Raw genomic sequence first — 231 nt, forward strand, 5'->3', positions numbered from 1 at the left:
CAGGATGTTGGGTCGCTGCATCATCAGCTTGCCGAACAGCATGCGACCCTGTTCGCCACCGGAGAGCACCTTGACCGGCTTCTTGATGTCGTCCTGGGTGAACAGCAGACGACCCAGTACCGAGCGCACCGCCTGCTCGTCTTCGTTGGCCTGTTTCCACTGGGCCATCCAGTCGAACACGTTGAGGTCGGTGTCGAAATCGTCGGCGTGATCCTGGGCGTAGTAGCCGAT

The 231-nt window shown here is 60.2% G+C and carries 1 pseudogene; it reads right to left on the bottom strand.

Annotated elements, in window-relative coordinates:
- Positions 1-231: pseudogene (locus tag B4920_RS28250) on the bottom strand (ABC-F family ATPase); the annotation flags it as partial.

Source organism: Zoogloea sp. LCSB751 (assembly GCF_002028455.1).
Lineage (GTDB): Bacteria > Pseudomonadota > Gammaproteobacteria > Burkholderiales > Rhodocyclaceae > Zoogloea.